This is a genomic window from Shewanella benthica KT99, assembly GCF_000172075.1.
Taxonomy (GTDB): domain Bacteria; phylum Pseudomonadota; class Gammaproteobacteria; order Enterobacterales; family Shewanellaceae; genus Shewanella; species Shewanella benthica_A.
The window spans coordinates 15212-36041 of record NZ_ABIC01000007.1 but is presented as its reverse complement, the minus strand read 5'-3'; the positions used below and the strand labels follow the sequence as shown (position 1 = coordinate 36041).

The following is a 20830-nucleotide window of genomic DNA, read 5'->3' as shown; positions in this document are numbered from 1 at the left end:
TGGTGCCGGCACCATCTTTCTTAAGAAGAACAACCAAGCCACTTTAATTAGTGGCTTTTTTGTATCTGTAATTTGAGCCCTATTAGCTAAAATGAATCAGTAGGTTACTTCCACCGGAGCTTCGACTCTTGGTGCCGGCACCATCTTTCTTAAGAAGAACAACCAAGCCACTTTAATTAGTGGCTTTTTTGTATCTGTAATTTGAGCCCTATTAGCTAAAATGAATCAGTAGGTTACTTCCACCGGAGCTTCGACTCTTGGTGCCGGCACCATCTTCCTTAAGAAGAACAACCAAGCCACTTTAATTAGTGGCTTTTTTGTATCTGTAATTTGAGCCCTATTAGCTAGAATGAATCAGTAGGTTACTTCCACCGGAGCTTCGACTCTTGGTGCCGGCACCATACAATAAAAAAGCCTCGACATTGTTCGGGGCTTTTTTTATGTCTAAAATATATTAGTTAATGAACAAGCCGGCATAGCTTAGTTGGTAGAGCAACTGACTGACCCATTCTAATAGCTATAGCTCCTTCCGTTAGCTTTTGTTAACAAAGAGTCCCCTTGGTTATATGCAGTAATTAAGGCTCGAACACAGATCTCAACAAGATTGATTGTTCAGTTTTTGACAGCTTAAACTCGTTTAACAAGAAACTGCTTGCACAGCTAATAACATCGCTATATTATACGCGCACTCCAAACGAGACGGGACTAAAAACGCCTTATTTAAACCTTGGTTTAAAACTCATTTGCAGTAGATGACTAACACTCTGTTTAGTTGCCCGAATAGCTCAGTCGGTAGAGCAGAGGATTGAAAATCCTCGTGTCCCTGGTTCGATTCCGGGTTCGGGCACCAACATTTAGTTAATAGTCCATGACTGTTAAAGAATAAGCCGGCATAGCTCAGTTGGTAGAGCAACTGACTTGTAATCAGTAGGTCCCGAGTTCGACTCTTGGTGCCGGCACCATATAATAGAAAAGCCTCGACATTGTTCGGGGCTTTTTTATGTCTAAAATATATTAGTTAATGAACAAGCCGGCATAGCTTAGTTGGTAGAGCAACTGACTTACTCGCTAAATCTAAGCAATATACCAGCAGCAGAGCAATGACACCAATGAGGGCTTGAGCAGAAACCGGGAAGGAGTTAACCACACCGCCGAACAGACTCTGGGCCGTATATTTCCAATTAACTAAGCTAGATGCCAAATAGATGGCGACAGCAGGGATGGTTATAGAGCACACCAAAGAAGAGTAACAAGAAGAGTCGTTTCACTGAATGCTTATTAGAGTGGCATTCTCTGGGCAATCGGTAGCTTATCTAAGCGTTTAGGTGCCTTAGCAAGACTCACTTCCATTACAACCCCCCTATACTTTATCGTTTATTATTTATATTTTTATTCTGCTTTTATAGACAAACTCTAGATAACATAAAGCCCCAGACTGATGACTAGGGCTTTATGTTAATGGGTAATGCTAGGCCTTAAAGACAGACGTGTCGCCTATCAGTGTTTCAGCTCATCGTTTAGCAATACTCGGTCTGCTCGGCTGTCTACACTTATTTGTCCCTGGCTTTTGGCTAAACCTAAATACTCAGCTGGGTATAAATAGCCCATACGAATCGCTTCATCCAAAGGCAAACCTAATATCTTGACCGTGTTTCTAATCGCACCCGCCATGTCTAATACACAGCCGGCAAGCTCACCCGTCACGATATTCAACCTATCACCTTGGCGTATAACCTGAGTGCCAAAGAGTTCGAAACTTGCTGCCTCATCGAGACCTAAAGGTGGCATAGCATCTGTGACTAACATCACCTTACTCTTGGCTTAGCGTAAATAGCCACTCTAGCCGCGGCAGCATGCACATGGTGGCCATCGACGATGAGCCCACACGGCATCGGCTCTCGATTGCCGCGCCGACCATACCCGGCTCACGAGAACCGAAGGGGGACATCTGAATGGATTCAAATGTCGGTGATAAACCGTGAAGTGGATTTGCACGCCCAGCTACACCAGTCCCAATTACACCATCTTCGCTAGAGTAAATTGTTGCCCTGCATTTACTGCCGCCACCATCGAGTGACCTCAAAATATTTCTGCATATCAGTGCGTGCAGGCGGTACACCATTAAGTTTTCTATACCGGTAAATAAACGCTAAATACTGACCTTACTTATCAGTAAATGAATGAGTCAAGGTACTAGTAACGCCTCGCTGTTGTTGGCGCGATAATCCCCTCTGGGAACTAGACTTTCTAATCCTTCTGGGCCATTAAAACGCCATTCGGTTATCCTTGGAATCTAAGTTGTTTATGCTTACAAGTCGATATTAGTATCGCTAAAAGCAGCCTGTTCTATATGAATGACCCGGCATACTCCGTCTCGGTTATCAACCATATCTGAGATAAGAGTCGAACCATCCGACTGTTTTTCTATAGTGTACTGTGCTGAGCTACCGCTAAAGAACACGATATTGGTTGCCGCATTACCCGTGATGCGGTTATCGAAGCCATTGACTATAACATTGCTGTTGTTATCACCCGTTAAAGTGACATCTTTAAGATACTGGGCATGATGGGTGTAGCCTAAATTCGCATTAAATTTCAGGCTAAAATCTCCCTCAAAGCTAGCATCTATGCGGGCATCATAGGTCAGATAAGGGTGAAAGAACTTATTATCCATCAGCTTAGCGCCCAAGGGATCTTCACTGCTGATTTCAGCTCTGATTTTCGCCACATAGCCGCCCCACATGCCATGGGTATCACTGCCAGACCAAGCTCCCCAGAGGCCATAATATGAGTCAATAACTGTGGCTAAATACTCCTGAGTCAGACTATTTTCTAGTGTCAGTTCGGCAATCCAATCAGGCGATCCTATGCCCCATAGTTTGTCATTAAGCGCGACTATCTGAGCGCTGCTAATTTCGGCCTGATAATCGGCTAACGCACCCATAAACTCAGGGTTTTGATCGACGCCAATGCCGTAGTCATAAACCAGGTGCAGTATCTCTTCGAAACTGGCATCACGGTGGCCATCATAGGTTTGATTGATATACCAGTTGCCTCCCTCGACCTGGATTTCATTCTGATAAAGCGGCTGACCACCTAAGTTTGTCGCCGGATTAGTGCCGTCATCCTGGCCATTGAGCAGTAATAAGATAGCGCCGTTATCCGCCATTTTATTCGCCACAGCCGACTTATCGCTGCCATATTCAGAACCAGGATAGTCGGTGAGATAGTGAGTCAAGATAGTGAGTCAAGATAGTGAGTCAAGATAGAACGTGCTCTGACAATTTGATTATCGGACAATTTATCCTGGGCGATAAGGTGTATCGACTTGCCATTAGGGGCTTGTACTTGGGTGTAACGGTTAAATTTAAGCACAGAGCTGTATGTCGCCGACAGAGAGTCCGGCACACCGGTGATATCCAAGGCTAAGGTTGCAGCCGACAGTTTACTGCCTGTGCCCGTCGTATCAGTACCAGCTCCTGTCGTCTCTGGTACTGATTTAGTGCTTGAAGCATCTGAGTCACACGCCACCACTGTCACTAAACTTGTGACCAGCAGGCTTGCCAATAATACTTTATTCATAATATGTCCCCGAAATTATCTGTGTGAACAAAATTATCATGGGCAGGAGGAATAAAAAGTAAGCGGCTGTAAGCTAAGGCACGACCCATGTAAGCGGGTGTAAGCGCACTATCATTAACGGTGAGAGTCTGTAAAAATAAGCGCTTCTAGCTGCTCATCTCAACACCAAAATTGGCATTAGGAGTTCCTGTGGTAAAAGCGCGCATACTCATCATAGAAGATGATTTAGAGATCTCACGATTGACCGCCATGTATCTGGAGGCGGAAAATTATGAAACTAAAATTGTTAATGATGGCCTGCTTGCGATAGATACCATTAAGCGCTATCAGCCTGATCTGATCATACTCGATCTCATGTTACCCGGCTTAGATGGTATCGAGATCTGCAAGCAATCCCGCTGTTTCTATTTTAGTCCCATACTGGTGCTAACCGCCTGCGCCGACGATATGAGTGAAGTCAGCCTGTTAAAGCTGGGGGCCGATGATTATCTGACAAAACCCATACATGGTAGCGCGCATTGACGCCCTCCTCAGACAGGCAGGCAGTCAATCCCCGAGTACGGTAGTGATAGAGGTTGGCCAGCTAAAGCTAGATACTGCGAACAAAACGATCAGCCTTGGAGAATTAAATCCCCAACTTACCGAAGCTGAATATGACATTTTACTCCTGTTGGCCTCAAACCCAGGTAGTATCACGCTCCCTGCGCGGCATAGATTATGACGCTAATGACAGATCTGTGGATATGCGAATTTCAGGCTTAAGGAAGAAACTTGGCGATATCTGCTCACCTTATAAGCTTATTTTAACCGTGCGTAACAAGGGGTATATGTTAGTCAATGGCTAAATTTATTCCTCCACTATTCGCCCGCCTCTATCTGGGGATCATACTCGCCTTGTTCGGCAGCATAATGATGACTATTTATGTCAGTGAAGAATCGATTAATAAGAGTGCCATGGTGGATTTTCATGCCGACACCAGTTACATCTTCAATGAGATCTCCACCTCTTTGAAACACAGTGGTGTGGAGTCTGAAGCTTACATTCAATCCCTGCCAAAAAAACTGCTAGTATTCGATATCCAATGGCAGGCGATATGGGATGGCTCGCCACAATGTGAAGCCTGTGAGTACTTATATACCCTAGAGAACAGCCTGATCTATGAACGCGAGGATGAAAATCTGTTAGCCGTTTACCCCCTGGCTAATGCTAAAGGTGCGATGCTCATCAGCGACCGATATCACTTTTTTGATGATGCACACACTGAGGTCGACGATGACATCAAGCTGCAAAACTTAGCCATCTTATGGCAACAACATCCGGAAGACATACTCCCCTTGATACTGCTTTTTGTAGCCATATTGGCGATAAGTGCCCCCTCTATTTTCCTGTCCGCCAGTTACAGAAGCAGATAAACCAGCTTATCGACACCAATGATAAATTTGGTCGCGGCGAGCTTATGGTGCGCGCCTCCCCCAAGTTATCTGAGCCAGTGAAAGCCTTGGCGACTAGCTTTAATCAGATGGCCGAATCAATTACCGAAACCGTGAAAGAGAATCAGATATTTGCCCAGGCCGTACCCCATGAGATGCGTACTCCTCTGAGCCGCATACAGCTAGCCACAGGGCTATTACGAAAGAGCAGTACTGAGCCCCAACAAGTTGCCTTGCTCGATAACATAGATACCTATATAGATGATATCGATGAGCTCACCAAACAAGTGCTGACTTTCTCTAAACTCAATGCCGCAATCGGTGAAGACAAGTCCATAAGCAAGCAAGTCATTAAACTCGAAGCATATTTAGACGAGCGTATAATCCAGTTGAATCAAGATAAGACCAAGAACGTTATCCTCTATTGTCATCAACAAGAGCTGGAGTGCGACCCTGCCTATCTCAGATTAATGTTCGATAACTTAGTTAAGAATGCCATCAGATATGCCAAGTCCACCGTCATCATCTGTGTTGAAATTAAGGAAGTGAATCAAGCCGACACACAGCTCATCATCACAGTGGCAGATGATGGCCCGGGTATAGCGAAAGAAGATTTCGACACCATCTTTATCCCCTTCTCCCGCTTAGACAAGAGCCAAAATCAACAAACCGGCGGTTTAGGCCTGGGCCTAGCTATCGCCAAGGCTGCGACGAAACGCATGTCCGGAGAGTTAAGCGTGAGCCGACCCCCTGATGGCGGTGCCAGTTTCAGCTGTCGTATACCAAGTGGTTATTCGCTCAAAAGCAATAGCTAACTCCATTTATGCTGTTTTCGCCTGAGTGCTCGATTTCTTAACCAAATCGGCAAGTTGAATTGTCAATTGGGCCACTTGTAGCTGAAGTTCCTTGCTTTTATCTTTACCTGAATCACTCCTGTCTCTAACAGACTCCTTCAACAGCTCCTTGATCACTTTCAATTTTTTCTGCAAACGTTCCAGCTGTTGCCCGTTCGGGGACTTAGCACTGCCCGCCGCCGAACCGGCACTGTCCTTACCTTTAGCCATTTGACCGTGCAGTTTACTTCCCAGCTCCTTTGACAATGCGGCTTGCCCCTCCTTAGATATCGACACGACGTCACTCGCCGAGTCCTTATTAGCCGCCGAAGAGGTAACAGCAGCAGCCTCGGGATCCTTGCTCTTCCCTTCTGTTTTCTGACTATTTATTGGCTGGCTATTGCTTGCACTTCCTACACTGCTCGCGCTCGCCTTGACCGATACATTTGATAGATCTGCGCCAATCGCGGCGCCCTGAGCGGTTATTCCAGTGACATTCATACAGATCCCTTTCTTTAAAAAGTGGCTATTTAGATTTAGCTTACGATTTACTCCAAAACTAGCCTCTCAATTCTGAGGCCGATATACAGTAAGCGTATGTAAGCAGGAGCAATAATGAGTCACATTGTCTAGGAAAATTAAATATTAGAACGGATCTCCACACGCATTTTTAGCCGAGCCGATACCAGAGCCTTGCCGGTGTCTTTACATAAAAACCCAAAAACATTTAGACTTCTAGACGTCCACTTGTTATGTTCGTATTTCATTCAAAAGGAATTAGGAAGAAAAGATGAAACTAGAGTCACTGGCGCTGCACCACGGATATAAATCAGAGGCCACTACCAAGGCCGCAGCAGTCCCTATCTATCAGACCACTTCCTACACCTTCGACGACACCCAACACGGTGCCGATTTGTTCGATCTAAAGGTCGCAGGCAACATCTACACCCGCATCATGAATCCGACAACGGATGTATTGGAACAAAGATTAGCGGCGATTGAAGGCGGTGTCGGTGCACTCGCGGTAGCATCGGGCATGGCGGCGATAACCTACGCCATTCAAGCCCTGACCCAAGTGGGTGACAATATCGTCAGCACCAGTCAACTCTATGGCGGCACCTATAACTTATTTGCTCACACACTTCCTCGCCAGGGTGTCGATGTACGAATGGCGGCGGCTGATGACTACACAGGCTTAGAAGCCCACATAGATAACAAGACTAAAGCGCTTTTTTGTGAGTCTATCGGTAACCCAGCAGGCAACATAGTCGACCTGACACGTTTAGCCGAAATAGCCCATAAGCATGGCGTACCTCTGATCGTCGATAATACCGTGGCCACGCCAGTCCTGTGTAAGCCGTTTGAGTTTGGCGCCGATATCGTGATCCATTCCCTGACCAAGTATATTGGCGGTCACGGCACCACCATAGGCGGCGTTATCATAGATTCCGGTAAGTTCGATTGGGCGGCAGAGCCTGAGCGTTTTGCTCTGCTCAACGAGCCGGACCCGTCTTATCATGGGGTGGTCTACACAGACGCCTTCGGCCCGGCCGCCTTTATCGGCCGTTGCCGCGTGGTGCCACTGAGAAATACCGGTGCCGCATTGGCACCACAAAGCGCCTTCCTATTACTACAAGGTTTAGAAACTCTGGCGTTGAGAATGGAGCGCCACTGTAGCAACGCACTAACATTAGCCGAATATCTGCAGCAACACACCAAAGTCAGTTGGGTCAACTACGCCGCGCTGCCAAACAGCCCATTTCGAGATATCTGCCACAAGATCACCGGCGGCAAGGCATCGGGGATCATCAGCTTCGGCATAAAACCCAGCCAGAACTGTGATGGCAAGGAGGCGGGCGGCCATTTTATCGATGCTCTACAGATGATTTTACGCTTAGTCAATATAGGCGATGCCAAGTCCCTCGCCTGTCACCCGGCATCGACAACCCACAGACAGCTCGATGCCGACGAGCTCGCCAAAGCCGGAGTATCGGAAGACCTGATCCGCATATCTGTGGGAATCGAGCACATAGATGACATCATCAGCGATGTGTCGCAGGCACTCGAGCAAGCTTAAAGCCAATCTGAGCTGATGTCCTTCGTCGAGATGCTTTATCGGGTCTATGAACAAGTTCGGTTTCGATGCCGATAACATAGATAAGAGCCAAGATTCGGTAGGCTATAAATTAAGGCAACATTTCAAGCACAAGGGCCTCGATTGCCTCATCATAGGCGATGAAGCAATCGAACAAGTAAGGTCTGGGTCTGCCGAGAATTGCCCCTCTAACGTAAAAATAAACGCCCAGCGGCGTCATCTCGACCCGCTGTCACCCTAATACTCAAAGATCTCCCCGAGCCCTATGAATAATCCCCTCTCAAATAGATACCACAGGCCCTCTTATCTAATACATAGATATAACGTCATAAATCATTAGTCATAACTTCATACGGTCCTCCTAAACTGGCGGAAAATTGTAGGAAGCGGCACCTCTAGTCCCTTCCCCATGGATCGCCCTGTCTAAAAATAATGGATGTACCGAACCTTAAGCACTGTGCACTGCTACTGACGCTCGCCACAAGCCTGTTACTGACGGCCTGTAGTGATAACGACAAGGATGATAATAACGACTCCCAAGAGAAGATTGCCGTCCAAGTTGGCCCAAGACCTCTGTTTCTGGTGCGTCAGATACAAGACGGTGAGCTAATTCCTTCTGAGTATGCCAATGCCGCCAACGATGCCGGACTGAAGATAATCACCTGATCACTGGAACGCTCCGGCCTACTGATCGACGGTGGTGGCTGGTACTACCAAAGTATCTCTGATGCCATAGACAATGAAGGCGATGTGTTCGAACTACTGGATGTATAGGCTAAAGATGTCGGCGTGATGGGGGTGTTCTCCGATTGGCCATCGACCGTCACTTACTACGCCAACCGCACTGGTAAATAATACCAAATGGGGCACAGGTTATTTCTGTGCCCACTCCCTAATCCCCATCAGGCTTAATCCCACTGCTACGTCCTAGGTTCCCACTGGTTTAATCCTGACAAGCTTTATACTGACAAGTATTTAAACGCTGGTCAGTGGCAGCTCCCTCGCCTGCTCCCTGAGATAATCCATACCGGTGAGAAAGCCGACAAACATCTTCAAGGCAATAAATTGTCCCTGCTCAGTGGTGCGGTAATTATCACCCCGTTTTACAATGGCCCCAGACGCCAGCAGAAAGCTCATCTCCAACGGCAGAGCCTGCCACAAAGACCGCCCGGTATGACCCTTAAACACCTGATTATCCAGATGTCCGTGCCCCATCATGATCATCAGATGATGCTGTATCAATGCCTTGCTCTCCAAAGGTTTGATATAACAGGTACCAGATTGGACCTGGTCGATAAGCCGGATGTAATCGGCGATATCGAAGCTTGAGATGCTAAACTGCTCGCCGAAACGCCCAAAGGCCCCAGAGCCGACGCCGAAGCAGTCCTCGCCATCGAGCACATACTTGTTTTGCACCGGCTGGCCAAAGCTACGACTGAAGGTCCAGGGAAACTCCATCACATAGCGGTCAGCCAATGCCTGTTTCACCGCCAGAAACTGCGGCCACAATTCATGGGCGGGTCCCGCCAAACAGCCGGCCTTCTTACGGTTCTTACCTATGCCAATCGTCAGAGGATAAGTGGTAATTTGATCTGGATTGAGCGCCATGGTCTGCAACAAGTCTGCGTGCACCGTGTCGGCGTTCTGCATCTTAAAGCCATACATCATGTCCACATTCACCGTGGGAAACAACTCGATGGCGCGACTGACATACTCGGCCTGTTGCAAGCCGGAGCCAAACTTCTCGAACCTGCCCGTGATCTTGAGTATGGCATCGTCGAAGCTTTGCACCCCGATTGACATTCGGTCCACTAACCCCTTGAGTAACTCAGGGTGTCCCTCTTTGAAATAGATAGGATCGCTCTCACAGGAGACTTCACGGATTGTCGTCAGGCTCTTGATAAGCTCTATGGTCTTTATCAACTCATCTTCGAGGATGGTGGTGGTACCGCCGCCGATATACACGCGGTTAAATCGGTAGCCTTTAGCTATGACCTGACGAATCTCCTGTCTCAATGCCTGAAAATACTCTCTGGCCAGAGACTCTTGAAACTTAACCTTATGAAATGAGCAGAAGCGACACAGGGTGTGACAGAAAGGAATATGAATATACAGGGTTTCTATGGGTTCATCCGGAACACAGTCAATTCCGGCGGATACGGGCACGGCATCTTGCAATGAGAGGGATTGCTTAATACTGCGATTCATCATCCAATCCAGGCTATCAGTGGCCAGATACAGGCGAGTCCTCGAGAGAAAATGCGTCATTTATGAATACCTTTGAAGCTATACCGTTTGCCTCATATTGATCTTGATGAGCGCCAAATGGTATTAAGAGAGATAAGACAAATTCAGGGTAATCAAATTGAGGCGGAGAAACTGTCGTATCGACGGGAGATTGATGATTATCTATTGATATTTATTCGTTTTGCCGAGGGGGCTCACATTCTGCTATCTTGTTAAAATCACTTATCTAGTGACTTATCGAGAGCAATAAGAAGGCCGTTCATTGCTAAAGAACGGCCTATACCCAAGCTACCTCAAGGTGCTCGTTTCAGAGCCCCCGTAGGATAGCTGAACAAGGCAGTGATTGAGAGAATGGTTATTCCCTTGTCGATAGCACTAACGCAGTGCAGGTGTTCTACGGGAGCTCCCGCAGGGCAAGGCGAGAAGCAACATTTTCCTGCGTTATGAAATATTGAATTAGAATAACTAGTACTACTATTTCATGCCTTGAACTCTGTCACTTCTCGACATGCTGAATCCTGCATTTTGAAGTAGTTTGGGTATATAGATAACGAGTCTGCTAGTAACCTCTGGCAGTTATCGGCGACCAGTACTTTTCGACTTCTTCTTTAAGAAATGCCTGCTTCTCTTTGGTCAGGTCCTCGACAGAGATTCCAATGGCTTGATGGGCCTTCTCCTTGGTGCTGATATCAGGATAGTAAACATCCTTAACCTCCAACATACTCAATATCTCTTTCAGCTGCTCACGGGCGTCATTTGCCTGCTCAGTAGCCTTGGCCAGCAGTGCCTTGCCCTCTTGTGGATTGTGAGCATAGAGACCGTGGGATGCCATGGCAAAATCCCAGCGCCATTGAGCATGACGAATGGCCATAATGGCGTCGTTCATGATTGGCCAACTCGCTCCGGCTACCCAGGCGGCCTTGGCTTCATAGTGCGCCTTTACCAGCAAGTTCTCTACATGTCGAGCCGCCTTATCGATGGCTTGCTTGTCTCTGTCTAACGCCTTCTCAATCTTACTTTGACTAGAGTGGCAGCGACTACAGGCTTTATCGAATTGCGCTAGTGCATTACCCACCTTGTGGTTAGTATATTCCTTGCCATTTTTATCGATCGCTGCCGGCATATGACAGGTGATACAGGTGACGCCACGCTTAGCATGCTTACTGCGACTCCAATGTTCAAATTCTGGGTGGCGGGCCTTGAGGATTGGGGTCTTAGAGATAGGATGGATCCACTCATAGAAGCGACGGGTATCGTAGTACTTCTCAATCTTGTCGGCGTCGTTACCAAATATCCAGGGAATGTTGACCTTGTTACTATTCTCTGGCTGAAAGTAATAGCTCACATGACATTGACCACACACCTGAGCGCCTTGCATGCTAATGTCTTGTTTATCGAATGGCAGATGAATTTTAGTCATGGCATCTTGCGCGTGAGGCCTAGGCAACGCCAGTTTATCAGAGCCTTTTACATGGCAATCGGTGCAGTAGACCACACTCTTAATCTCACTGCCGAGGTCGGTGAAGTTTTTCCCCGAAAAACCCTGCACACCAAGCTCATTCATTAAACGTGGTGCATCGGGCGTCTTACAAGTCCAGCAACTGGCCGACAGGCCTTTGGTGCCCGCTTCTGGTATCACACCGGTTCTCAAGGTATGAGTCACATCGGCTACGGCAAATTGATGACCTCTTGGGCTGTGGTACTCCTTAGCAAATGAAGACCCTGCCCACAAGATGATGTTGGCCGGATAATTGGCGAGCATATCTTCGCGCTCAACCTGTTCCTCGGTAGCAGCCCAGCTATCAAACTGAGCAGGAAACTGCGCCTTATCCGCGGCCTGCAGCGAATCTATTTCAGCATCGGCCAGAGATTGACCGGAGAACATCACGCTCGTCAAGAGAGTCACGCTTAATACAGTGCGAGAAATTCGTCTTATCATAAGATTGAATTACCTAAAGTTTATCTACTGAAACTAGTTTAAATGAAAGAGAGAAAAGAAGATTCGAGCGCGGGTTAGAAATGATAACCCGCGCTATAATTTATACCTAAATAGGTAGGATTAAATAAATGTATTTAAACTAGCATGTTAACCCGGTTTTCCATCGACACGGGGACGAAATAACACCGGGGTATAATGCCAGACAAACAGACCGAAGGCGATAAACCAGAGACCAGCGGAGATCCACAGCCAAGTCTGATAATGATCCGGCATTAGGGTCGGCATCAGTGCTCTAAATATGGCCGCGAGAGTGATACTGGCAAAGGCTATCGACATCTTAGGCCCAGCATAGATGTTACGACCGGTATGACCCAGAGAAACCCTCGAGATCATCGACAAACAGATACCTGCCAAGGTGCCTATAGCAATAAGGTGCAGCAGATTGCGATAGGCTAACAGGTTGTCGATGTTCCAGGCGAGCGCTAGCAAGGTAACGGGCAATAACAGATAACCTATATGCAGCGACCAGAGCATGGGCTCTTTCAGTGTTTTGTGAGGATTCCAGCGAGCCCATCTAATGAGATGCAGTACTCCAGCCGCCACTAATAACCACTGCTCTACAGCCTTAGGTAAAAACTGGCCTATGGCTTGAGTCACCAGCAGTAACATCACCAAGATTAAGGCGTTCTCTAACAGGGGAATAGGCTCACGCTTCTCCTGTTTAATTCGCATAGCGGTAAAGAAAGGAATGACTCGGCCACCGACGATAGTGATGAGCAGCGCCATCCACCAGATCATCGCCTGCCAGATATGGTTTGAAAGCGTAAAGTCTCTCTCATTCAAGGCGTAGTAACTCAGCAGGTTAATGCATAAGGCCAGGAACAACATGATAGGAAAGCCAATATTATGCCATTGCTTAACTTTATAGATGCTAGTCCAGAGTTTGAATGCGGTTAACCCTAAGAAGAGTGAATCAAACAGAGCGGGCACTAATAGCGGAATATCGAAAGGCAGTAAAAGCAAGACTCTGGCGGTGAGCCAGCAGAAGAAAGTTACCGCTAAGGCTATACCAGTCAAGCCGGGTTGATTGGTCCAGCTCTTCACCGCGGTCAGCAAGAAGCCAGCGACAATCGCCATGGCGAAGCCGAACAGCATCTCATGGGGATGCCACCAGAGTGGCACTACCTTGCTCCAAAATTCAGACTGAAACAGGCTGTATTGCGGCATAAACCAGGTGACTAACCAGAGTGGGATATACAAGGCAGCTAAGGTAGCCCCCCCTAGAAAGAAAGGTCTGAAAGCCAATCGCCAAATGGCCGGCGTCTTTTCTGTCACGGCTGGATCATCAATATTAAGCATTAAGGTCACTCCGAACTAAACGTGTATATTAATTACATCTTTATGTTGAGGCCTATTTTATGCCTGAGTTATGCACATAACAATCAATATAGCCCGGAATGTAACCCTTGATTGTTAAATCTGTGACATGCGCCCTTGAATGGCCTAAATCTCTGCAGCTAAACCTAGTACACACCTCGCTGACATTAGCTTACCGCAACTATATCGACATTTTTTCTACTCAAAGCTCAATAGACTCATCCAGAGACAAGCTCAAAACGTAACGGGATTTATCGAACTTGGATTGATAAATAATAGCAAGAGTCGCAAAAATTTAATCAGATGAGCATAAAATGACTTCAACGACTAACCCCAGACATTTCTCTATCAGTAGCCACTTTACTTATCCCTTGATGACATTTCTATTAATCGCTGGCCTGTTCGAATACTTTCAATTCGATCTATCCATAGCTAAGTTCATCTTCAATATTCAGGGCGGAGTCGATTACTGGCCATTAAGAGCTCACTGGTTGACCGAGAATGTGCTGCACGAGGGGGGGCGAAATTTTATTATTCTATTAGGCGTGTTACTGCTTTGTATCATAGGCACCAGCTTTAGACGCTCAACCTGGTGTAAATACAGGCGCAGCCTGATCTGCTTGTTTATCAGTGTACTGAGCAGTATTTTATTGGTGAAATTTATCAAGGACTTCACTCATGTCAGCTGTCCCTGGGATGTAATGCTATTTGGTGGCAGCGTGCCATACGTACCCATCTTCAACGCCTTACCCGAGGGAGCACAATTGGGCCAATGTTTCCCCGGGGGACACTCCAGCGGCGGTTATGCCTGGGTAGCCTTGTACTATTTCTTCCTCCAGAAAAAACCTCAATATCGTAAGCTGGGTTTAGCCTTTGGCCTCTGCTTAGGTGGACTATTTAGCCTGACTCAGCAATTGAGAGGCGCACACTTCTTCTCCCATGGGATCTGGAGCCTGGCCATAGCTTGGTTTGTAGCAAGCTTAGTTTATTACTTATTATTTGTTCGGCCTCGACTCGAAGCGCACCAGACCAGAGAACAACCACAGTTGGCTTAGCAACAAGAAAAGTTGCAAAATTAGCCGAGAAGCTATCAGAGATGCGTAACCAATAAGCACTGACATTGAACATGTCATCTGAATCGCTATGTTTCCAATTAGCCTGAAGAACGACACCGGCTGTGGATTGAAGCGCGATATAACTAGGTAGCTTTAATCCGTAGCTCTCTTCGACATTGCTGTCACCGCCTTGATAGAAAGCAAAAGACGCATTATTTACATGTGGGATATTCAATCTCAGATCTAAATAACCAATATAAATGAACGCAAGTCTCTAATGCACTCAACGGTAAATAGGACTAATATCGAAAGGTGACTCAATATCCGGGCGCAATATTGGCTCGATAGCAGAATGTTACATTCACACTGGAGTAATTATGCATTTGATAATGAAGAGCCAGTTCGATGACTTGAGACTAAACGAGGCTCACGAATACAGCGCCGATGATAAAGGCGGCAAGAAGGTGGTGAAAATTTTCAAGGACGGCCAGCTGATCGCTAAAAAAATAGTGGTTAAACGTTCGATACAGTACTTCGGTGTCACGGGCATTGAAGACTTCTTCACTCACTAATACCATAAACATAAAAAACAGCCCAGGGCTGTTTTTCATGTTTATCTGCTGGAGATACCGATTGGTATGCTAGTTAGCGCTTCTTATCCGTTCGACGGCTAGCATAGCTCGACTTAGCACCATCGGCTCGGCTCGACGGTTTGCCCTTATGTTTATTGGCAGGTTTGCCTTTACGTCTGTCAAATTTCTTTTTAGTTGTCGTCACGTCTTGAGTCTCCCGATATCGAGCCGGCAGAGGCGCGCCAAGCTCGTACCCAGGTAGAACGATGCGCGGCAGCTTAAGCTCAATCAGACTCTCAATCTCATCGAGCATCTCCTCATCGGATGGACAGACAAAGGAGATAGCTCGCCCGGTTAAGCCTGCGCGGCCGGTACGACCTATACGGTGAATATAATCCTCGGCTCCATAAGGTAGCTCTAGGTTGATCACCAGAGGCAAGGCTTGGATATCTATCCCCCTCGCCGCCACATCTGTAGCCACCATGACCCTGAGTTTACCCGCCTTAAACTCTTCCAGGGTACGGTTTCTCGCCCCTTGCGTCCTATCACCATGAAACACGCCACACTTGATGCCGTCTAAGCTCAGCTCACTGTTAAGATGCTCGGCGCTCTCCTTGGTTGTGGCAAAGACTAATACCTGCTGCCAGTTGTTACGCCCGATTAATTCGGAGAGTAGCTCGGCTTTACGGCGTTTATCGACCAGGTAGACCTCCTGCTCGACGCTGGCAGCGGAGCGAGTCTGAGCGACATTAATCCATTGGGGAGAGATCAGCATCTTCTCGGCTAATAGCTTCACTTGGTCACTATAGGTCGCCGAGAAAAAATGCGTTACATGTTGTGATGCAACCAGAGACTTGACTCTCTCGATATCACGAACGAAACCCATGTCCAACATTCTATCCGCTTCATCTATAATCAGGCTGGTAACGTCAGACAAATTGAGTCCATGCTGACCGACAAAATCGAACAATCGACCCGGGGTAGCCACTAAAATATCGACCCCGGCATTCAATGCCTTACGCTGAGGATTCATGTTCGCCCCACCATAGACAGCCAATGTCTTAAGGGAGGTAAACTGGCCATAGCGAGTGATATTCGCAGCCACTTGAATGGCCAACTCTCGGGTAGGCGTCAGAATAAGGCCGCGAAGACAAGGATACTCCTGCTCTTCCTTGAGTAAGCGTTCTAATAAAGGTAGGGCAAATGAGGCCGTCTTGCCCGTTCCCGTTTCGGCGCATGCCATAAGATCTGCGCCCGATAAAGCAACCGGTATGACTTCTGACTGAACCTGTGTGAGTTGCTGATAACCACATTCATCGATGGCATCGATCAATAAGGGATTCAAGTCGAGGGCGGCAAATTTCATGGAAAACTCATGTGGGATAATAAATGAGCGCGGAGTCTATCAAAAACCGACTTCACTGGCTACGACGATACCTGTTCATGTGCCATCGCTGCGATAGCCAGGATATATTTCTGCTCAAAATCGAAGACAAACATAAACTTGAAGTATGTTATTTCTCCCACATATTTAATAATTTAGGCTAATGGAACAAAATAAAAAAACTGATAGATAAAAATCAACTTTAATCAAAAATAGATTAAGATGCAGTGCAACCTTATATGGATATTCAGGGTAAACGGACTCATGCTAGGATCACACTTAGCCTTTTTGAAGGCGATTTTATTTGCTAGCTCAACCTTACTCAGCCTATGTAGCTATGCTCATGGAGATGACGCTAAGCAAGAGTCCCGTCAAGTCATCAAGCTTGCGGCGGAGGATAACTGGGCGCCATTTGCCAATGCCGCCGGCACAGGTCTCTCTCATTCCATCATCAATTCGGCTTTTGCTCGGGTTGGCATTGAAGTCAAGAGCATAGTAGTGCCCTACTCTCGAGCGGTTGTCATGGCCACGAAAGGGCTCGTCGATGGTGTCTTCAATCTGATTAAAGAAAAGAGCACCGAAAATCATTTTGTCTTCGGTGAACAGCCTCTCTTTTCTGCAACGGCCTCTTTCTATCAGAATACAAAAATGCCAGTCCAAGCCGTGGATAAATGGCAGTTGCCACCCAATACTAAGGTGGGAATTATCCAAGGCTATGAATATGGTGATGAACTTAACTTGCTGCCAAATGTTCACATATTTAAGCTTGCCAACCATAACCAGCTGATCAACTTGCTGCTACTGGACAGAATTGATCTTGCTATCATGTATGATTTAGTCGCCGACCACTATATTCAACGCATGGGAGTCGCCGCTGCTATAGAGCAGACCTTCACCAATCATACTGGCCAAGTCTATCTGGCTTTTTCTAAGCACAATCCACAGGCTGAAACTCTGGCAAAACTACTGGATACCGGCCTAATTTCACTCCAGCAAGATGGCAGTCATCAAAAAATAATGACCTCTATCGAATCGACTAATTAGAGGTAAGTATTTAAATCTCTGTGCTAGACTAGCGCTAATTCTCAGAAGTATTGGCTCAAACAACGATTATGCATAAGACAGTTCAAAGTGGTAAAGAACTGAATTACAGTTCTACATTTCATTTCCCGGTTCAAATCTATTACGAAGATACAGATTTTTCAGGCGTGGTTTACCACCCTAATTTTCTTAAATATTTTGAGCGAGCGAGAGAGCACGTCATCGGAGCTAAAACATTAGCTCGACTCTGGGATGAGCAAGGCTTAGGTTTTGCTGTCTATCGCAGTGATATGCTGTGTCATGACGGCGTTGAGTTCGCCGACATTATAGACATCAGGACTCGTTTCTACTTCGAGAGTAAATACAGAACGGTCTGGCATCAGGAAATTTGGCGACCCAATGCGAAAAAGCCAGCTGTCACCGCCAACATAGAAATGGTGTGCATGAATAAAGCGAGGCAGCTGACACCTATGTCGGCAGACTTGTTGGCACATCTAAGCCAGTCATTTGCCGAGAGTCACCAAAGTGTGTCATCTCTGTGAGCCCAAATAACGCTGAATAAATCACTGTCTAATATCGAAATATATTAGACAGTCCGAATCTGATCCGCTTCGATCTCTTTAGCTGTCATGGGTTTAGCAAATAGATCGCCCTGAATTTTATCGACCCCCATCTCAATCAGAGCCAGATTCACCGCTTGGGTTTCAACCCCTTCAACTGTGGTGATAAAGCCCAGGCCTTTTGCTAGATCTATGCTAGATCTCATGATGTGTGCGGCACGTTTGTCGGTCAAGAGATCATCGAGAAAGGCCTTATCAATTTTTACTTCATCGACAGGAAAGTTTTTAAGGTAAGCCAATGAGGAGTGACCAGTACCAAAATCATCTATGGCGACACTTACACCTATCTCCTTTAACTTCTCAATGGTGGCTATCGCCAGCTCCATATTATCCATAAGCTGACTCTCGGTGATCTCGATAGAGAGTGAATCGGCAGATACACCATAACGGCCCAGCTTAGTCTGAATATCATCACACAGAGTGGTGCTGATAATATCTTGGGTCGAAAGATTCACCGCTACCTGCAGACGAACATCCATGGCTTGCCACTTGGCCTGTTGAGAGAGCACTTGCTCTAGCGCCCACTGGCTGAGCAGCTCAATCATGCCGGCATATTCAGCCAAGGGGATAAATTCAGCGGGAGATATATCACCTAATTCACTGTGTTTCCACCTCATTAAGGCTTCGACTTGGGTGTATGTTGCCGATATCACATCTAACTTGGGCTGATAAACCATGTAAAGCTGACCTTGTTGGAGTGCCTTAGGAAGGTCATGGATGATGCTCAGTTCACGCTGCTGACTCAAATCATCTCCTTTAACATAACAGGCGAAGAAAGGTTTACGTAATTTAGCTTTAATTAGCGCGAGATCGAGACGCCTCAATAGGGCGCTGACATGGGTATGATGCAGACTGAGATCGACAAGCCCCATCTGAATTAGTACCGAAATAGTACTCCCCTCTATCTCATAGGGGGCTTGAAGTTGCTCTTGCAGTGCTAGCAAGATGCTTTCACTCTGTTGCGCCTCAAAGTAAAGCAGGAACTCATCTTCATTCATTCTCGCCACATACGCAGCCTGAGAGGTTAGATCTATGAGTCGTTTCGACACTTGCCTGAGTAATTCATCTCCAACGGAGAATCCAAACAGATCGTTAACAAACCTAAATCGATAGATATCGATTAAGACTAAACTACCTTGCTGAATGGTACTCAATCCACTTAACCGTGATTTCACCCCCAGACGATTAGGCAACCCGGTCAACTTATCTTTATCGCTTGGACCGGGTAGCTCGAAGATGAACCTTTGCAGCTCATGATAAAGCTGGACATATTTCTTGGGGATTTTATCAGATGAAATAACAAGCCCTTGAGAAACAACCAGTGGCTTGATTCCAAGCTTGTCTCTTCCTTGCTGAAGCAGGCTTAGCAGATGTTGAAGAAAAACAGTTTCATGCTTTTTATGCCGGTACCAAATGATGATACCAGCGATAAAAATCAACCATAAAACCCAATAGTGCCAGCCGCTTTCCACGCGAGTAATTCCACTCCTTAGACAATTTTTATTTGGTCACATGCGCTAATAATCAATGACTCGACACTCGCTCATGAGTCATATTAGCGGGCTACTGATAGCTTAACTTAATCGAATGATACTTATCGAGGAATTCATCGCTGGCTAACTCATCTGGCGACACAGGTAAACCACGCTGCACAAATACGTCCAACCTCTCTCCAAGATTGACTCCTGACCTGAGCTCTCCAGTATAGAAGGCTGCGGCTCGAACAAAATCCATATAAGAGACATTGTCAGGCAGATAAGAAAGGTCTGACCACCGCTCGACAACTTCCATCACTTCTGGAGCAAAATCCCAGCTTTTCAACACGGCGCGGCCTATGGGCCCCTGCATCTTTCGCACCAGCGCCCTAAGCTGATGGATACTGGTAAAGAGTTCAGGCTGAGCCTCTGCTTCCGTTAATACAGGCAGAGCGCCGATATTATGCACCAATCCCGCCAGCGTCAAAGTGTCGAAGTTAAGCCCACAACCTTTATGAGACTTAGTGTAGATCTGTAACATGGCGCAAGCTGCTGAGGTCACCTCGATAGAGGAACACCATACCTCATCCATCACCTCCCACACCATCTCGTTAGTCGAGATAAACAGCTGCTCCATGGCAACCGACGTCGCTATGGCCTTAATCTGAGTCAAACCTATACGAGTGACGGCGCTATTGATGTTTTCGGCTTTCACCCCTCGGCTATACAGGACACTGTTAGCCACTTTGATCATTCTTGCAGAGATAGCAACATCTTGGCCAATAATTTCGGCAACCTGTTTCGGGCTTGAATCGGGTCTCGATACCACCTCCTGAACTCGCATGGCCACCTCAGGTAGCGTCGGCAAAACTAGGGAGTCAGCCTTTAATTTCTTTAACAGCCTGACCAGTAGTTCATGTTCAGTAGACATTCGTGCTCCCATTATCTATTTAGCAAAAAAATTTAACTCAATGAGTTTGCCTAGTATATCAGTGGTAACGTTAATTCGAGGCGTAAAAAGTATCCATACAGCTAACATCCTGTTTAGATTCTAGCTAACTTTAAGATTATTATGGAGTAAATTTCTGCTAAAGCGAGATCTAAAAGGCCTGCCAAAATCCGCAGACTTGATTTAGATCAAGTTAATGTAAGCTCAATTTGCTTAAGAATGCAGGCTGC

19 protein-coding genes, 2 tRNA genes and 4 pseudogenes are annotated in these 20830 nt (G+C 46.6%); 13 read left to right on the top strand and 12 right to left on the bottom strand.

Annotation, left to right across the window (positions count from 1 at the left end):
* Positions 1 to 774: 774 nt before the first annotated feature.
* A tRNA-Phe gene (locus KT99_RS04540) sits at positions 775 to 850 on the top strand.
* Positions 851 to 886: 36 nt separating this feature from the next.
* Positions 887 to 962 (top strand) — tRNA-Thr (locus KT99_RS04535).
* Between the two features lie 258 nt (positions 963 to 1220).
* Here KT99_RS04535 and KT99_RS23485 read toward each other — a convergent pair.
* From KT99_RS23485 to KT99_RS22635, 5 genes and pseudogenes are all read right to left on the bottom strand, one after another.
* A pseudogene (locus KT99_RS23485) lies at positions 1221 to 1344 on the bottom strand (transmembrane glucosamine N-acetyltransferase NagX); the annotation flags it as partial.
* 153 nt (positions 1345 to 1497) lie between these two features.
* Positions 1498 to 1948, bottom strand: a pseudogene (locus KT99_RS04530) (N-acetylglucosamine-6-phosphate deacetylase); the annotation flags it as partial.
* Positions 1943 to 2122: pseudogene (locus KT99_RS22210) on the bottom strand (hypothetical protein); the annotation flags it as partial. The pseudogenes KT99_RS22210 and KT99_RS04530, both read right to left, overlap by 6 nt.
* Positions 2123 to 2308: 186 nt before the next feature.
* Positions 2309 to 3238 carry a hypothetical protein gene (locus tag KT99_RS04525; protein WP_005497488.1) on the bottom strand — a complete coding sequence of 310 codons (930 nt, stop codon included), beginning with the start codon at positions 3236 to 3238 and terminating at the stop codon, positions 2309 to 2311.
* Positions 3235 to 3582, bottom strand: coding sequence for a hypothetical protein (locus tag KT99_RS22635; RefSeq protein WP_005497487.1), 348 nt, complete (start codon positions 3580 to 3582; stop codon positions 3235 to 3237). The genes KT99_RS04525 and KT99_RS22635 overlap by 4 nt, the downstream gene beginning before the upstream one ends.
* Before the next feature lie 189 nt (positions 3583 to 3771).
* Between KT99_RS22635 and KT99_RS22630 the strand changes: the two genes are divergently transcribed.
* The 4 genes from KT99_RS22630 (at position 3772) to KT99_RS04510 (ending at position 5828) form a co-directional block, all read left to right on the top strand.
* Entirely contained in the window at positions 3772 to 4104 is a 333-nt protein-coding gene (locus tag KT99_RS22630; protein WP_005497485.1) for a response regulator, read from the top strand.
* Positions 4105 to 4235: 131 nt separating this feature from the next.
* Positions 4236 to 4427, top strand: coding sequence for a winged helix-turn-helix domain-containing protein (locus KT99_RS22625; protein ID WP_100067613.1), 192 nt, complete (start codon positions 4236 to 4238; stop codon positions 4425 to 4427).
* On the top strand, positions 4420 to 4995 hold the full coding sequence (locus tag KT99_RS20045; protein WP_005497481.1) for a hypothetical protein: 576 nt from the start codon (positions 4420 to 4422) through the stop codon (positions 4993 to 4995). The genes KT99_RS22625 and KT99_RS20045 overlap by 8 nt, the downstream gene beginning before the upstream one ends.
* Positions 4887 to 5828, top strand: coding sequence for a HAMP domain-containing sensor histidine kinase (locus KT99_RS04510; RefSeq protein ID WP_083804805.1), 942 nt, complete (start codon positions 4887 to 4889; stop codon positions 5826 to 5828). Before KT99_RS20045 ends, KT99_RS04510 begins: the two co-directional genes overlap by 109 nt.
* A 6-nt stretch (positions 5829 to 5834) precedes the next feature.
* Here KT99_RS04510 and KT99_RS04505 read toward each other — a convergent pair whose 3' ends face one another.
* Complete coding sequence (locus KT99_RS04505; protein WP_005497477.1) at positions 5835 to 6347, bottom strand: hypothetical protein; 513 nt, start codon at positions 6345 to 6347, stop codon at positions 5835 to 5837.
* A gap of 289 nt (positions 6348 to 6636) precedes the next feature.
* On the opposite strand from KT99_RS04505, the gene KT99_RS04500 reads away from it, so the two are divergent.
* From KT99_RS04500 to KT99_RS20450, 3 genes and pseudogenes are all read left to right on the top strand, one after another.
* Complete coding sequence (locus tag KT99_RS04500; RefSeq protein ID WP_005497475.1) at positions 6637 to 7923, top strand: O-acetylhomoserine aminocarboxypropyltransferase/cysteine synthase family protein; 1287 nt, start codon at positions 6637 to 6639, stop codon at positions 7921 to 7923.
* Between the two features lie 46 nt (positions 7924 to 7969).
* Complete coding sequence (locus tag KT99_RS04495; RefSeq protein WP_005497473.1) at positions 7970 to 8182, top strand: hypothetical protein; 213 nt, start codon at positions 7970 to 7972, stop codon at positions 8180 to 8182.
* 362 nt (positions 8183 to 8544) lie between these two features.
* Positions 8545 to 8796 (top strand): annotated as a pseudogene (locus tag KT99_RS20450) (glycerophosphodiester phosphodiesterase family protein); the annotation flags it as partial.
* 120 nt (positions 8797 to 8916) lie between these two features.
* Here the strand turns inward: KT99_RS20450 and KT99_RS04485 are convergent.
* From KT99_RS04485 to KT99_RS04475, 3 genes are all read right to left on the bottom strand, one after another.
* A complete protein-coding gene (locus tag KT99_RS04485) occupies positions 8917 to 10209 on the bottom strand; it encodes a coproporphyrinogen III oxidase family protein (protein WP_005497469.1) in 1293 nt (430 codons plus the stop codon).
* Between the two features lie 538 nt (positions 10210 to 10747).
* Positions 10748 to 12073 (bottom strand): ammonia-forming cytochrome c nitrite reductase subunit c552, encoded by a 1326-nt coding sequence (locus KT99_RS04480; RefSeq protein WP_005497464.1) that lies wholly within the window; start codon positions 12071 to 12073, stop codon positions 10748 to 10750.
* Positions 12074 to 12274: 201 nt separating this feature from the next.
* Positions 12275 to 13486, bottom strand: coding sequence for an NnrS family protein (locus KT99_RS04475; RefSeq protein ID WP_005497463.1), 1212 nt, complete (start codon positions 13484 to 13486; stop codon positions 12275 to 12277).
* A 332-nt stretch (positions 13487 to 13818) separates the two neighbouring features.
* On the opposite strand from KT99_RS04475, the gene KT99_RS04470 reads away from it, so the two are divergent.
* Together KT99_RS04470 and KT99_RS04465 are read left to right on the top strand one after the other, a co-directional pair.
* Positions 13819 to 14559, top strand: a complete 741-nt coding sequence (locus tag KT99_RS04470; protein ID WP_100067611.1) for a phosphatase PAP2 family protein — start codon at positions 13819 to 13821, stop codon at positions 14557 to 14559.
* Positions 14560 to 14936: 377 nt separating this feature from the next.
* On the top strand, positions 14937 to 15131 hold the full coding sequence (locus KT99_RS04465) for a hypothetical protein (RefSeq protein WP_040571604.1): 195 nt from the start codon (positions 14937 to 14939) through the stop codon (positions 15129 to 15131).
* Between the two features lie 73 nt (positions 15132 to 15204).
* Here KT99_RS04465 and KT99_RS04460 read toward each other — a convergent pair whose 3' ends face one another.
* Entirely contained in the window at positions 15205 to 16497 is a 1293-nt protein-coding gene (locus KT99_RS04460) for a DEAD/DEAH box helicase (RefSeq protein ID WP_005497458.1), read from the bottom strand.
* 282 nt (positions 16498 to 16779) lie between these two features.
* On the opposite strand from KT99_RS04460, the gene KT99_RS04455 reads away from it, so the two are divergent.
* On the top strand, positions 16780 to 17559 hold the full coding sequence (locus KT99_RS04455; RefSeq protein ID WP_005497456.1) for a substrate-binding periplasmic protein: 780 nt from the start codon (positions 16780 to 16782) through the stop codon (positions 17557 to 17559).
* A 68-nt stretch (positions 17560 to 17627) separates the two neighbouring features.
* A complete protein-coding gene (locus KT99_RS04450; protein WP_005497455.1) occupies positions 17628 to 18098 on the top strand; it encodes a thioesterase family protein in 471 nt (156 codons plus the stop codon).
* Positions 18099 to 18142: 44 nt separating this feature from the next.
* Here the strand turns inward: KT99_RS04450 and KT99_RS04445 are convergent, their stop codons facing one another.
* Both KT99_RS04445 and KT99_RS04440 read right to left on the bottom strand, forming a co-directional pair.
* Entirely contained in the window at positions 18143 to 19648 is a 1506-nt protein-coding gene (locus KT99_RS04445) for a putative bifunctional diguanylate cyclase/phosphodiesterase (protein WP_005497453.1), read from the bottom strand.
* 91 nt (positions 19649 to 19739) lie between these two features.
* Positions 19740 to 20582 (bottom strand): HDOD domain-containing protein, encoded by an 843-nt coding sequence (locus tag KT99_RS04440; RefSeq protein ID WP_005497451.1) that lies wholly within the window; start codon positions 20580 to 20582, stop codon positions 19740 to 19742.
* Positions 20583 to 20830 lie beyond the last annotated feature (248 nt).

Excerpts from the sequence above, each read along its gene's own strand:
- KT99_RS22635 (WP_005497487.1), bottom strand. The coding sequence starts at position 3,582 with ATGAATAAAGTATTATTGGCAAGCCTGCTGGTCACAAGTTTAGTGACA.
- KT99_RS22625 (WP_100067613.1), top strand. The coding sequence starts at position 4,236 with ATGACATTTTACTCCTGTTGGCCTCAAACCCAGGTAGTATCACGCTCC.
- KT99_RS20045 (WP_005497481.1), top strand. The coding sequence starts at position 4,420 with ATGGCTAAATTTATTCCTCCACTATTCGCCCGCCTCTATCTGGGGATC.
- KT99_RS04510 (WP_083804805.1), top strand. The coding sequence starts at position 4,887 with ATGGCAACAACATCCGGAAGACATACTCCCCTTGATACTGCTTTTTGT.
- KT99_RS04505 (WP_005497477.1), bottom strand. The coding sequence starts at position 6,347 with ATGAATGTCACTGGAATAACCGCTCAGGGCGCCGCGATTGGCGCAGAT.
- KT99_RS04500 (WP_005497475.1), top strand. The coding sequence starts at position 6,637 with ATGAAACTAGAGTCACTGGCGCTGCACCACGGATATAAATCAGAGGCC.
- KT99_RS04495 (WP_005497473.1), top strand. The coding sequence starts at position 7,970 with ATGAACAAGTTCGGTTTCGATGCCGATAACATAGATAAGAGCCAAGAT.
- KT99_RS04485 (WP_005497469.1), bottom strand. The coding sequence starts at position 10,209 with ATGACGCATTTTCTCTCGAGGACTCGCCTGTATCTGGCCACTGATAGC.
- KT99_RS04480 (WP_005497464.1), bottom strand. The coding sequence starts at position 12,073 with ATGTTCTCCGGTCAATCTCTGGCCGATGCTGAAATAGATTCGCTGCAG.
- KT99_RS04475 (WP_005497463.1), bottom strand. The coding sequence starts at position 13,486 with ATGCTTAATATTGATGATCCAGCCGTGACAGAAAAGACGCCGGCCATT.
- KT99_RS04470 (WP_100067611.1), top strand. The coding sequence starts at position 13,819 with ATGACTTCAACGACTAACCCCAGACATTTCTCTATCAGTAGCCACTTT.
- KT99_RS04465 (WP_040571604.1), top strand. The coding sequence starts at position 14,937 with ATGCATTTGATAATGAAGAGCCAGTTCGATGACTTGAGACTAAACGAG.
- KT99_RS04460 (WP_005497458.1), bottom strand. The coding sequence starts at position 16,497 with ATGAAATTTGCCGCCCTCGACTTGAATCCCTTATTGATCGATGCCATC.
- KT99_RS04455 (WP_005497456.1), top strand. The coding sequence starts at position 16,780 with ATGCTAGGATCACACTTAGCCTTTTTGAAGGCGATTTTATTTGCTAGC.
- KT99_RS04450 (WP_005497455.1), top strand. The coding sequence starts at position 17,628 with ATGCATAAGACAGTTCAAAGTGGTAAAGAACTGAATTACAGTTCTACA.
- KT99_RS04440 (WP_005497451.1), bottom strand. The coding sequence starts at position 20,582 with ATGTCTACTGAACATGAACTACTGGTCAGGCTGTTAAAGAAATTAAAG.